The sequence below is a fragment of the Streptomyces sp. CNH189 genome, from assembly GCF_000527195.1.
The window spans coordinates 92,556-105,302 of sequence record NZ_AZUS01000020.1 but is presented as its reverse complement, the minus strand read 5'-3'; the positions used below and the strand labels follow the sequence as shown (position 1 = coordinate 105,302).

Annotated in this window: 11 protein-coding genes; 5 read left to right on the top strand and 6 right to left on the bottom strand. The window is 73.5% G+C overall.

Annotated features, from left to right (window positions below; translation table 11 throughout):
* Positions 1-42: 42 nt before the first annotated feature.
* The 3 genes from B100_RS0125360 (at position 43) to B100_RS0125350 (ending at position 3,827) form a co-directional block, all read left to right on the top strand.
* A complete protein-coding gene (locus tag B100_RS0125360) occupies positions 43-1,155 on the top strand; it encodes a pectinesterase family protein (RefSeq protein WP_024887221.1) in 1,113 nt (370 codons plus the stop codon).
* A complete protein-coding gene (locus B100_RS0125355) occupies positions 1,152-2,231 on the top strand; it encodes a dienelactone hydrolase family protein (RefSeq protein ID WP_024887220.1) in 1,080 nt (359 codons plus the stop codon). Before B100_RS0125360 ends, B100_RS0125355 begins: the two co-directional genes overlap by 4 nt.
* Before the next feature lie 144 nt (positions 2,232-2,375).
* Entirely contained in the window at positions 2,376-3,827 is a 1,452-nt protein-coding gene (locus tag B100_RS0125350; protein ID WP_024887219.1) for an NCS2 family permease, read from the top strand.
* Here the strand turns inward: B100_RS0125350 and B100_RS0125345 are convergent.
* On the bottom strand, positions 3,824-4,702 hold the full coding sequence (locus B100_RS0125345; RefSeq protein WP_024887218.1) for an SDR family oxidoreductase: 879 nt from the start codon (positions 4,700-4,702) through the stop codon (positions 3,824-3,826). The genes B100_RS0125350 and B100_RS0125345 overlap by 4 nt on opposite strands.
* Before the next feature lie 62 nt (positions 4,703-4,764).
* On the opposite strand from B100_RS0125345, the gene B100_RS0125340 reads away from it, so the two are divergent.
* Positions 4,765-5,361: a TetR/AcrR family transcriptional regulator gene (locus tag B100_RS0125340; RefSeq protein WP_024887217.1), complete on the top strand. Its 597-nt coding sequence runs from the start codon at positions 4,765-4,767 to the stop codon at positions 5,359-5,361.
* A gap of 52 nt (positions 5,362-5,413) precedes the next feature.
* On the opposite strand, the gene B100_RS0125335 is transcribed toward B100_RS0125340, so the two are convergent.
* The 3 genes from B100_RS0125335 to B100_RS0125325 all read right to left on the bottom strand — a co-directional run bounded on the left by B100_RS0125335 (position 5,414) and on the right by B100_RS0125325 (position 8,374).
* Positions 5,414-6,871 carry a penicillin-binding transpeptidase domain-containing protein gene (locus B100_RS0125335; RefSeq protein ID WP_024887216.1) on the bottom strand — a complete coding sequence of 486 codons (1,458 nt, stop codon included), beginning with the start codon at positions 6,869-6,871 and terminating at the stop codon, positions 5,414-5,416.
* Between the two features lie 252 nt (positions 6,872-7,123).
* Complete coding sequence (locus B100_RS0125330) at positions 7,124-7,597, bottom strand: GNAT family N-acetyltransferase (protein WP_024887215.1); 474 nt, start codon at positions 7,595-7,597, stop codon at positions 7,124-7,126.
* A 3-nt stretch (positions 7,598-7,600) separates the two neighbouring features.
* Positions 7,601-8,374 (bottom strand): IclR family transcriptional regulator, encoded by a 774-nt coding sequence (locus B100_RS0125325; RefSeq protein WP_024887214.1) that lies wholly within the window; start codon positions 8,372-8,374, stop codon positions 7,601-7,603.
* A 141-nt stretch (positions 8,375-8,515) separates the two neighbouring features.
* On the opposite strand from B100_RS0125325, the gene B100_RS0125320 reads away from it, so the two are divergent.
* Positions 8,516-10,045: an aldehyde dehydrogenase (NADP(+)) gene (locus B100_RS0125320; protein WP_078541177.1), complete on the top strand. Its 1,530-nt coding sequence runs from the start codon at positions 8,516-8,518 to the stop codon at positions 10,043-10,045.
* Positions 10,046-10,052: 7 nt separating this feature from the next.
* On the opposite strand, the gene B100_RS0125315 is transcribed toward B100_RS0125320, so the two are convergent.
* Both B100_RS0125315 and B100_RS0125310 read right to left on the bottom strand, forming a co-directional pair.
* Complete coding sequence (locus B100_RS0125315; protein WP_024887212.1) at positions 10,053-10,715, bottom strand: response regulator transcription factor; 663 nt, start codon at positions 10,713-10,715, stop codon at positions 10,053-10,055.
* Between the two features lie 89 nt (positions 10,716-10,804).
* Positions 10,805-12,535 (bottom strand): histidine kinase, encoded by a 1,731-nt coding sequence (locus B100_RS0125310; RefSeq protein WP_064751482.1) that lies wholly within the window; start codon positions 12,533-12,535, stop codon positions 10,805-10,807.
* Positions 12,536-12,747 lie beyond the last annotated feature (212 nt).

Here is a 12,747-nt window from a genome sequence, read left to right as displayed (position 1 = left end):
CCGCACCGGCCCTCCACCCAAGTCCCCCGAAGGAGCACCCGTATGCCTGCGCATCCGTCCCGGAGGAACGTCCTGCTGGCCGGCGCCGGGGCCGGCTCCGCACTCGCCCTGGCCGCCGCCCCGGCACAGGCGGGCCGCCGCCCCCGCGCCCCGTTCGGCCGCTACGGTTCGCCCTCCGCCCGGCTCACCCGCTCCGCCCTGTACGTCCACCCGGCGGGCGCCGGTGACTTCACCTGCGTCCAGGCGGCCGTCGACGCCGCCACCGGCCCCGGACGCACCCTCGTCCTCGCCCCCGGCGTCTACCGCGAAACGGTCTCCGTCCCCGCCGACCGCACGGACATGACCTGGATCGGCGCCTCCGACAACCCCCGTGACGTGGTCGTCGTGTACGACAACGCGGCCGGCACCCCGAAACCCGACGGCTCCGGCACCTACGGGACCTCGGGCTCCGCCACCACCACCCTGCGCCCCGACGGCTTCACCGCCCACCGGATCACCTTCGCCAACGACTGGCTGCGCGCCGACCACCCCGGCGTCGGCGGCACCCAGGCCGTCGCCGTCAAGGTGACCGGCGACCGCAGCACCTTCCTGCACTGCCGGTTCCTCGGCCACCAGGACACCCTCTACGCGGACTCGGCCTCCCTGGACACCGTCGCCCGCCAGTACTTCGCCCACTGCTACGCCGAAGGCGACGTCGACTTCGTCTTCGGCCGGGCCACCGCCGTCTTCGACCGGTGCCGGTTCCACACGCTGACCCGCCCCGACCTGACGTCCGCCCCGTTCGGCTTCGTCTTCGCGCCGTCCACCGCCGTCGCGAACCCGCAGGGCTTCCTCGTGACCGGCAGCCGGATCAGCGGCGAGGCCCCCGACGGCTCCTACAAGCTGGCCCGCCCCTGGGTGCCCAGCTCCGACCCGACCGCCCGGCCCATGCTCACCGTCCGCGACACACACCTCGGCGCGGGCATCGACGCCGTGGCGCCGTACACGAACATGGCGAGCGGGTACCCCTGGCAGGACCAGCGGTTCGCCGAGCACCGCAACACCGGCCCCGGCGCGGTGGTCACGGTCCCCGCGAACCGGCCGCAGCTCACTCCTGCCCAGGCCGCCGCGCACACCCGCCAGGCCTGGCTCGGCGACTGGCGGCCTCGGGCATGACCTCAGTGCCAGGACTGCCAGGACCGCCCGGCCTGCTCGACGCGCTCAAGGACGACCTGACGTTCCCGCTCGCCTGGGGGACCTCACCCGTCCGCGACCCCGCGCGCTGGCGTCGGGCGACCCGTGCCACGGTGGAGGGCACGCTTGTCGTCCCCGCCGAACCAGCCCTGCCCTACGACCCCCAGTACACCCCGGGTCCTGAAGGGGGCGGGTACGCGAGGGAGTTGGTGGAGGTCACCCTCACCCGCCGCACCCGGGTCCGCGGCGCCCTGCTCACCCCGCACGGCCCCGGCCCCTTCCCGGCGGTCCTGCTGCTGCACGACCACGGCTCCCGGTTCGACATCGGCAAGGAGAAGTGCGTACGGCCCTGGTACGACGACACCCGGCTCGCCTCCGCCGAGGAGTGGGCCGGGCGCCACTTCGACGGGCGCTTCCCCGGCGACGAACTCGCCCGTCGCGGCCACGTCGTGCTCTGTCTCGACGCGCTCGGCTGGGGCGAACGCGGTCCGCTCGTATACGAAGAGCAGCAGGCGCTCGCGAGCACCCTCTACCAGCTGGGCTCCTCCCTCGCCGGACTGCACGCCCGCGAGGACCAGCGCGCCGCCGCCTTCCTCGCGGGGCTCGACCGGGTGGACGCCCGCCGGGTCGCCGCCGCCGGCTGGTCCATGGGCGGCTACCGCGCCTGGCAGGCCGCCGCGCTGAGCGACCACGTGACGGCCGCGGCGAGCGTCTGCTGGATGACCGGGCTGAAGCAGATGACGGTGCCCGCCAACAACACCCTGCGCGGCCAGTCGGCGTTCCACATGCTGCACCCCGGACTCGCCCGCCACCTGGACATTCCCGATGTGGCGAGCCTCGCCGCGCCCAAGCCGACGCTGTTCTTCCACGGCGCCCGCGACCCCCACTTCCCCGCCGACGGGGTGCGGCACGCGTACGCCAGGCTGCGCTCCGTCTGGCGGGCCTGGGGCGCCGAGGAGCGGCTGCGACTGCGGGTCTGGCCCGAGCACGGCCACACCTTCGCCTCCCCGATGCAGGACGAGCTGTACGCCTGGCTGGACTCCGCGCCGCGCGCGTGACGTCACGTACGACGGGCCGGACGCCGTCCGGCCCGCCGGTATGCCAATCCGTCACACGAAGCACACCGGAACGACGTACGGCACGGGCACAATCCAGCCAGCGTTCAGCAGATCATCATCTCCCGCTCATCGAGGAGCAGTTGCATGTCCGAGGCAGAGAAGACGGCCGAACGGCGGGGCGCCGGGCCGTCCACGGTGACGGGTGTCGACCGGTTCTTCCGGATCACCGAACGGGGCTCGACGTTCGGCCGGGAGATACGCGGCGGCTTCGCCACCTTCTTCACGATGGCGTACATCCTCGTCCTCAATCCGCTGATCCTGGGCGGCGCGAAGGACAAGTTCGGTGAGCAGCTCGACCCGGTGCAGCTCACCACCGCCACCGCCCTGGTGGCCGCCGTGATGACGATCGTCATGGGCGTCGGCGGCAACCTGCCCCTCGCCCTGGCCGCCGGGCTGGGACTCAACGCGGTCGTCGCCTACCAGATCGCCCCGCTGATGAGCTGGGACGACGCGATGGGCCTGATCGTGCTGGAGGGCCTGCTCATCTGCGTCCTGGTGGTGACCGGGCTGCGCGAGGCCGTCATGCACGCCATTCCGCAGCCGCTGAAGCAGGCGATCAGTGTCGGCATCGGACTGTTCATCGCGCTGATCGGCTTCGTCGACGCCGGGTTCGTCACCCGCATCCCCGACGCCGCGAACACCACCGTGCCGGTGCAGCTCGGCGGCACCGGCACCCTCACCGGCTGGCCGATGCTGGTGTTCTGCGTGGGCGTGCTGCTCACCGTCGGACTGCTCGCCCGCAAGGTGCGCGGCGCCATCCTCATCAGCATCGTCACCATGACCGTGGTGGCGCTCGTCGTCAACGCGCTCGCCGACGTGGACACCTGGGGTCTGACCACCCCGGAGTTCCCCGACAAGGTCGTCGACGCCCCCGACTTCGGCCTCCTCGGCCAGTTCAGCCTGTTCGGCGCGTTCGGCCAGATCGGCGTGGTCACCGTCGTACTGCTGGTGTTCACCCTGATCCTGTCGGACTTCTTCGACACCATGGGCACCGTCGTCGGCGTCAGCGCCGAGGCCGGCCTGCTGGACGAGGACGGCAAGGTGCCGGGCCTCGGCAAGGTGCTGCTCATCGACGGCGCCGCGGCCGTCGCGGGCGGCGCCGCCTCCGCCTCGTCGGCGACCTCCTACATCGAGTCGGCGGCCGGCGTCGGCGAGGGCGCCCGCACCGGCTTCGCCAACCTGGTCACCGGCTCCCTGTTCGGCCTCGCCCTGTTCCTGACCCCGCTGCTCACCATCGTCCCCCTGCAGGCGGCGGCCCCCGCGCTGGTCGCGGTCGGCTTCCTGATGATGACCCAGGTCAAGCACATCGACTGGGACCGCTACGAGATCGCCGTCCCGGCGTTCCTCACCATCGCCGTGATGCCGTTCACCTACTCCATCACCAACGGCATCGGCGCCGGCTTCCTCGCCTACGTCCTCATCAAGACGGTGCTGGGCCGCGCCAAGGAGGTCCACTGGCTGCTGTGGGGCACCGCGGCACTGTTCCTGGTCCACTTCGCCATCGACCCGATCGAACAGCTCCTCGGCGTCGGCTAGGAGGCCGGCGGCCGGAACGCGGCGGCGTGGTCGGCGGCCCAGCGGCGGAACGTCCGCGCCTCACCGAGGAGGTCGGCCACCGCGGTGGTCACGTGGGCGGGCCGCCCGACCGCCGCGTTCCACGCGCCGAGCAGCATGTCCACCACCGCGGCGGGCGCGGTGCCCTCCGACAGGCGGCGGAACTCCTCCGGTGTCATCTCCTCGAAGGGGACCGGGAGTCCCAGGGCCTCCCCGATGACCCGCACCTGCGCGGCCTGGGTCAGTGACTCGGGGCCGGTGAGCACATGGTCGCCTCCGGTGAGGCCGGGGTCGTACAGCGTGCGCGCCGCGACGGCCGCGACGTCCCGGTCGTCGACCGGCGCTGTCTCGGCGGCCCCGTAGGGCCACCGGACGGCCTGGCCGGCGCTGATCGCGGGCGCCCACCAGGCCAGCGCGTTCGACGCGAGCATGCCGGGGCGGAGGATGGTCGCCTCCGGCCCGGCCGCTGTGATCAGCCGTTCGATGTGCGCGTGCAGATCCGCCATGGGGTTGGGCTGCCGGAAGAAGGGGTGCGGCGTCCGGTGCGGGGAGGAGAGGAAGACGACGCGCCGTACGCGGGCCGCCAGGCGTTCGACGACCGCCGCCGCCGTGTCGGGCGGAGCCGTCCAGACGAGGAAGACGGCAGCCGCGCCCGTCAGCGCCGGATCGAGGGACCCGGGCTCGGTGAGGTCGCCGGTGAAGATCTCGGCCTGCGCGGGAAGCGCCGCCGCCGCGTCCGGGCGGCGGACGAGGGCGCGGACCGGCACACCCGCGTCGAGCAGCCGGCCGACGACCAGGCGGCCGATCCGGCCCGTCGACCCGGTCACCAGTACGGGAGGAGTGTTCGTGGGATGCATGCCGCCATGAAAACGTTACCGAGTTAAAAAAGCAACTCGGTAACAAATGTTACGGTGGGCTCATGCACGAGCCGACGGGACTGCGCGCCCGCAAGAAGCAGCGGACGCACGACGCGATCGCCGACGCGGCCGTCTCGCTGTTCCTGGAACACGGCTTCGACCGCGTCTCGGTGAACGACATCGCCGCGGCGGCCGAGATCTCCAAGCCGACCCTTTTCCGGTACTTCCCCACCAAGGAAGACCTGGTGCTGCACCTGTTCAAGGACCACCAGGGCGAGGCCGCACGGGTCGTCCGCGACCGCGCTCCCGGCGTGGAGCCGATGACGGCACTGCACCGCCACTTCCGGGCCGGACTCGACCGGCGCGACCCCGTCACCGGCCTGAACGACCACCCCGAGGTGGTCGCTTTCCACCGGCTGGTGTTCGGCACCCCGAGCCTCGCCGGGCGCCTCGCGCGGTACCGGCTGGAGGACGAGGAGGCACTGGCGGACGCCCTCGGCGAGGGGATCGAGGCGCGCCTGCGGGCCGCCCAGGCGCTCGCCGTTCTCCAGGTCCTCGCCCGCGTCAACTGGCAGCGGATCGCCGACGGCCGGACCGCCGGGGACGTCCACCCCGAGGCGGCGGCCGACGCCGACCTCGCGTTCGACCGGCTCCGCTGACACGGACGGGCAGCCCCCTGGAGGACAGGGGGCGGCCCGGTGCTGTGCGGGTTCAGTCCTTGAGGGCTGCCTTCATCGTCGCCCTGGCGATCGGGGCCGCCAGGCCGTTGCCGCTGACCTCCGAGCGGGCCGCGTCGGACTGCTCGACCAGGACCGCCACGGCGACCTTCCTGCCGTTCGAGTCCGACTCGCCGTAGGAGGTGAACCAGGCGTACGGCGTCTTGCTGTTGTTCTCGCCGTGCTGCGCCGTGCCGGTCTTGCCGCCCACCGTGGCGCCGGCGATCTGAGCGTTGGTGCCCGTGCCCTTGGAGACCACCGTCTCCATCGCCGACCGGAGCTGCCCGGCGGTCGACTCGCTGACGATCCGCCTGGCCGACGCGTCCTCGTCGTGGTCCTCCAGCACGTCGCCGCCGCTGTCGGTCACCCGGGACACCATGTGCGGCGACATCAGCTCACCGCCGTTGGCGAGGGCCGCGGAGACCATCGCGATCTGCAGCGGCGTCGCCGTCACGTCGAACTGGCCGATGCCGCTGAGCGCGGTCTGCGGGTCGTCCATGTCCGAGGGGTAGACGCTGGGGTAGGCGCGCACCGGCACGTCCTGCTTCTCGTCGTTGAAGCCGAACTTCTCCGCCATCGCCCGCACCTTGTCCTGCCCCAGGTCGACGGCCATCTTCCCGAAGACGTTGTTGCAGGAGTACTGAAGCCCGACCCGGATCGAGGCGTCCTCGCAGGGCGCGGACGGATTCTCGTTGCCCAGGTCCTTGCTCGTGCCCGGCAGCGGGTAGGGGTCGGGGCTGTCGGTCGGGTCGTCCACCGAGGCGTACAGGCCGTCCTCCAGCGCGGCCGCCGCCACCACCAGCTTGAACGTCGAGCCCGGCGGCAGGGGCTGGCGCAGCGCGCGGTTGGTCAGCGGCTTGTCCTTGTCCGCGTTGAGCCGCGTCCAGGCCTCGCCCGCGGTGTTCGCGTCGGTCAGCGCCGTCGGGTCGTACGACGGGGTGGACACCGAGGCGAGGATCCGGCCCGTCTCCGGGTCGATGGCCACCGCGGCGCCCTTCTTGTCACCGAGCGCCTCGTACGCCGCCTTCTGCACCGCCGGGTCGATCGTCGTCACCACGCTCCCCGGGCCGGCCCGGCGGTCGGTGACGGTGTCCATCACCGACCTCAGCCGGGTGTCGGTGCCGTTGAGCAGGTCCGCGTAGATGCCCTCCAGCTGGGTCGGGGCGTAGGCCTGCGAGGCGTAGCCCGTCACCGCCGCGTACAGCGGTCCGTCCGTGTAGGTGCGCTTGTACGCGAGGTCGCCGCCCTTCGTCCGCGCCGAGCCGGTGATCGCCTCACCGCCCACGACGATGTTCCCGAGCGGCTCCGCGTACGTCTCGATCGCGTTGCGCCGGTTGTCCTTGTCGTCCGCCAGTGCCCGGCCCTCGTAGAACTGCACCCAGGTCGCCCGCACCAGCAGGGCGAGCACCAGGAGCAGCGTGAAGACGGAGGCACGCCTGATGGTCCTGTTCATCGCGTCCGGACAGACGAGCGGGAGGGGGCGGAGCGTTCCCGTCCGCGGGGATTCTCATCGGCTGTTCATACGGCCGCCCGCCGGGCGTGAGCCCGCTCACCCCGCCGCGCGGGACCAGGCGCACCCGTCGCGGGCAGGTCGGCCGCAGGCCGGGTCGGTGGGGGCTTGGCGCGCGGTTGCCCGCGCCCCTGGGTGAGCGGTCCGACCCGGCGTCCTGGGATCACCGGTCCCACAGGCACCCCGTGGGGCGGCTCAGCCCTCCAGTCCGAGTACCAGCTCGTCCGTGTCCGCGCCCCGCCCCGGTGCGTACGCCCGTGCCTTCCCGGTGATCTCGAAGCCGCACTTGCGCAGCACCCGCAGCGAGCCCGCGTTGTCCTCGGCCACGCGCGCGTACAGCGGACGGTCGGTGACCTCCGCCAGCAGGGCGCGCAACGCGGCCGTGGCGATGCCCTTGCCCCAGTAGGCGCGGTCGATCCAGTACGTCACCTCGCGCTCGCCCGCCTCGCCGTAGACGGATGCCGTCCCCACCACGTCGCCGTCCGCGAGGACGGTGCGCGCCACGATCTCCGGGGAGCTGCGGATGTGCGCCCAGTGGGCGTCGAAGCGGTCCCGGTCGGCGGGGTCCTCCGGGGTGAAGGCGGCCATGCGCAGCGCCTCCGGGTCGTTCATCTGCCGGTAGAAGACGGGCAGGTCGCTGTCGTGCACCGGGCGCAGGGCGACGTCCACGGGTCAGAGCCTCCGGGTGGCCAGGGTCAGCCGGTCGCGGGCGTCGAACAGGGCGTCCTTCACCATCTGTTCGTGCGCCGGGGTGAGCCGGGCGACGGGCACCGAGCAACTGATGGCGTCCCGCGCGGGCGTGCGGTAGGGGATCGCCACACCGAAGCAGCGCAGACCCAGGGTGTTCTCCTCGCGGTCCACGGCGAAGCCCTGCTCCCGCACCTGGTGCAGCTCCTCGATGAGCTTCTCCCGGTCGGTGAGGGTGTTCTCGGTGAGCGCGGGCAGTGTCTCGGGGAGCATCTTGCGCACCTGCTCGTCCGTGTACGTGCTCAGCAGCGCCTTGCCCAGTGACGTCGAGTGGGCGGGCAGCCGGCGGCCGACCCGGGTGAAGGGGCGCAGGTAGTGCTGCGACTGGCGGGTGGCGAGGTAGACGACGTTGGTGCCGTCCAGGCGGGCCAGGTGGATGGTCTCGGTGGTGTCGTCGGAGAGCCGGTCCAGCGTGGGCCGGGCCGCCGCGACGACCTCGTCGCCGTCGATGTACGACGTGCCGACCAGCAGCGCCCGTACGCCGATGCCGTACCGGGTGCCCGTCGCGTCCGTCTCGACCCAGCCGAGGTCCACCAGCGTGCGCAGCAGCATGTACAGGCTGGACTTGGGGTAGCCGACGGCCTCCTGGACCGCCGCCAGGGAGTGCATCCCGGGGCGCCCGGCGAAGTATTCGAGCAGTTCAACGGTCCGCACCGCGGACTTGACCTGCGCCCCGCCGCCTGTCTCGCCAGCCGACATCGCCCTTGACCCCTTCGTTCGCCGGGAAATAGTCTCCGAAGCGCATTCACCCACAGAGACGGTGTTCAGTATATCGAACACTCTCGTGGGTGACGTACATACTGCGGCATTGCATGCGGCATTCAAGTGGAGGGACCCGCGGTGGCAGCAGCACCAGTCTGGAGTGTCGACCCCCGAACCGGGAAGCAGCGTGAGCAGGTTGCGGTGGAGGCCACAGCCCAGGAGGTGGACGCCGCCGTCCGGGCCGCCGACGAGGCGCGCGAGGCGCTGACCGACCGCACCGTCCGCGCCGCCTTCCTGCGCTCCGCCGCCGACGAACTGGAGGCCGCCCGCGACCGGCTCGTCGAGGCCGCCGACGCCGAGACGGCGCTGGGCCCGGTCCGGCTCACCGGCGAACTCGCCCGCACCTGCTACCAGCTGCGCGCCTTCGCCGGCATCGTCGAGGAGGGCGCCTTCCTCGACGTCGTCGTCGACCACCCCGACGACACCGCCACCCCGCCGGTCCCGGACCTGCGCCGCTACAAGATCCCGCTGGGCGTGGTCGCCGTCTACTCGGCGTCCAACTTCCCCTTCGCCTTCTCCGTGGCCGGCGGCGACACCGCGAGCGCGCTCGCGGCCGGCTGCCCCGTCGTCGTCAAGGCCCACCCCGACCACCCCGCCCTGTCGGAACTGGTCGCCCGGGTGATCCGGCGGGCCGCCGCCCGGCACGACGTGCCCGACGGCGTGCTCGGCCTGGTGCACGGCTTCGAGGCCGGCCTGGAGCTGATCCGGCACCCGCTGATCACGGCGGCCGGCTTCACCGGCTCCGTCCGCGGCGGCCGGGCCCTCTTCGACGCCGCCGCCGCCCGGCCCGTCCCCATCCCCTTCCACGGCGAACTGGGCTCGCTGAACCCGGTCGTCGTCACCGAGGCCGCCGCCGCCGAGCGCGGCGAGGCCATCGGCGCCGGGCTGGCCGGCTCGATGACGCTGGGCGTCGGCCAGTTCTGCGTGAAGCCCGGCCTGGTCCTCGCCCCCGCCTCCGCGGCCGGCGACGCGCTGCTGAAGTCCCTCACGGACGCGGTCAGCGACACCGACCCGGGCGTGCTCCTCGACCACCGCATGCGCGACAACTTCCTCGCCGGCGTCACCGAGCGCGCCCAACTGCCGGACGTGGACTCCCCGGTGACGGCGGGCGCGGGCGGCGACCACACCGTCAGCGCCGGCTTCCTCACCGTCCCGGCCGAGCGGCTGACCCGCGAGGGCGACCACGACCTGCTGCTCGAGGAGTGCTTCGGACCGGTCACCGTCGTCGCCCGCTACACGGACGAGGCCGAGGTGCGCGCGGTGCTGTCCCGGCTCCCCGGCAACCTCACCGCGACCGTGCAGCTGTCCTCCGAGGAGGCGGCGGGGCAGGGCCGCGGGGCCGAACTGGTGCGGGAGCTGACGCCCCTCGCGGGACGCGTGCTGGTGAACGGCTGGCCGACGGGTGTCGCCGTCGCCCCGGCCCAGCACCACGGCGGCCCGTACCCGGCGACGACCTCCACGTCCACCTCGGTGGGCGGCACGGCCATCGAGCGCTGGCTGCGGCCCGTCGTCTACCAGGGCACCCCCGAGGCGCTGCTGCCCCCGGAGCTCAGGGACGACAACCCGCTCGGGCTGCCCCGCCGGTTCAACGGCAGCCTGGAGCGCTGACCGCAGCTCACCCGCCGGCCGGCTCCAGGCCCGCGTCGCGGGCCAGGAGCGCGGCCTGCACCCGGTTGTCGCAGTCCAGCTTGGTCAGGATGCGGCTGACGTACGTCTTCACCGTGGCCTCGCTCATGTGCAGCCGGGCCCCGGCGTCCGCGTTGGACAGGCCCTCCCCGAGCAGGGCCAGCACCTGGCGTTCCCGTTCGGTGAGGCCGGCCAGCCGGCGGCGTGCCTCCTCGGCGCGCGCGGTCGCGGCGGGGGAGGCGAGGGTGTCCACCACGTGCCGGGTGGCGGCGGGGGAGAGGTAGGCGTCGCCGACCGCCGCCGCGCGGACCGCGTGGATCAGCTCCTGCGGCGCGGAGTCCTTCAGCAGGAAGCCCGCACCGCCGTGGCCCAGCGCCCGCAACACGTTCTCCCGCTCCCCGAACGTGGTCAGGATCAGCACCCGCACCCCGGGCGCGGCCCGGCCCATCTCGGCCAGCGCGGTCAGTCCGTCCATCACCGGCATCTGGATGTCCAGCAACGCCACGTCGACCGCGGTGGCGCGCGCGGTCTCCACTGCCTCCCGGCCGTCGCGCGCCTCGGCGACGACGGCGATGTCGTCGGCCGAGGTGAGGATCATCCGTATGCCGGCCCTGATGAGCGGCTCGTCGTCGGCGACGAGGACCCGGATCACGCGGCCTCCTGCGCGGTGTCGGTGGGACGGCTGAGGGCGAAGCCCTGCCATCATGCCCGATCCCGCCACCGCGCCGAGCCGGCCGCCCGTCAGATCTCGTGCGGGTAGGACTCCTTGGCCACCAGCTTCCCGTCGCGGAAGCAGAACCGGTAGACGATGTCCTCGTCCTCGTCCACGAAGTGCTCGCAGACCGCGTCCTCGGGCAGCGGCGGGCCCTGCTTCTCCACCCCGTCGGTCAGGAGGGAGTCCCCGTCCGGGAACTCCTCGCGCAGGTCCGCCTCGGCGTCGCCGATGCGGGCGGAGTCGTACACGCTCGCCGGTATGACGCCCTTCTCCACCTCGTCGATCAGCTTCCCCACCCCCCACACCAGCAGGGCGGCGGTGCCGGCGACGAGGACGACGGCGACGAGGGCGCACCCCAGGGTGACGTTCTTCTTGGTGCTCATGATGGCGGCGTACTCCTTCTGCGGATCGAAGCGGTCGATGTCCGCTCCACCGTCGCCCGCGGCGCCCCGCCCGCTCTGCCCCCGAAAGTCGCCGGCCGGTGCGACGGACGTCGTGTCCTTCCGCCCGACGGGCGCCGGCCCGTCGCCGTACGGCAGCACACCCGCGACGCGGAACCCGCCGTCGGGCGCCGGGCCGCTGTGCACCATGCCGCCGACCAGCCGGGCCCGTTCCCGCAGTCCCGCCAGTCCCTGGCCGCCACTGATCGCGGGCGGCGCCGCGGGCACCCCGGCCGGGACCGGCCCGTTGGCCACCTCGACCACCAGGCTGTCCGGTTCGTGGCGCAGCTCCACCGTGATCGGGGCGCCCGGCGCGTGCTTGTGCGCGTTGGTCAGGCCCTCCTGGACGATGCGGTACACCGCGTGGTCGGCGGCCGGCGCGAGCGGCCGCGCGGTCCCCGAGCGGCGCAGCTCCACCGGGACACCCGCGCCCCGCGAGGACGCGACCAGCGCGTCCAGCCCCGCCGCACCCCGGGCGGCCGGCGCACCGGCCGCCTCCGCGTCGGCGCCCGGCCCGGACGCGGGCGGCTCGTCCGCGTCGTCACGCAGGATGCCGACGGCCTCGCGCAGTTCCCGCATCGCCGACCGGGCGGCCTCCCGGAGGATGCCCACGCCCTCCCGGTGGCGGTCGCCGAGCTCTGGGTCCACCTCCAGCGCCCCGGCGTGCACGGCGATCAGGGCGAGCTGGTGACCGAGGCTGTCGTGCATGTCCTGGGCGATGCGCTGCCGCTCCAGCAGCCGTGCCTGCCGGGCCACCATCGCCTGCTCACGCACCAGTTGGACGTTGTGCCGGCGCAGCGCGTCGAGCAGGTCCCGGCGCTGGGCGCGGTACCGGGAGGCGAGCCCCGGCACGACCGCCAGCACCAGATAGGGGCCCGCGCCGAGCGCCGTCGTCAGCAGCAGCGAGAACTCCAGCGCCTCCTCGCCCCCGCCGCCGAGCAGGGCGCCGGCGGCGTACAGCACCAGTCCGGCGGCGTAGGCGCCCACCGCGTGCCAGGGGCGCCTGGTGCGGCTGCCCGCCGACCAGCTCGCGTAGATCAGCAGCGGGCCGGTGCCGAGCACCGAGCCGGCCAGGGCCGACGAGACGACGAGCACGGTGGCCGGGAGCGAGCGCCGGACCAGCGTCAGCACGCCGACGGCCACGGCGAGGGCCCAGGACCGCGCGGCGGACCCGCTCTCCAGGGAGTACGCCGCCCCCGCGGTCCCGGCGAGCACCAGCACGAGGGCGGTCTCCCCGGCGATCCGTCCACGGGACCAGGGGGAGGCGGCGGCCAGCCGGGGCAGCAGCGGCCGCGCGGTACGAGATGTCTGCGCCATGTCCACGCGCCCGACCCTAGGGGCCCGCACCGGGGCGCCGGCATCCTCCCTCCGTAGCGGCCCCGAACGACGAAAGTGAACGGCGCCCGTCAACGTCCGTATCACCTACGGTCGTTGCGGACCGCGACTTCCGGAGACTGCGCCCGCACGGCCCGCCCCGCGACGATGGCGGAGCCGGTGAGGACCTCCGCCGGCGGCACACCCTCCACCGA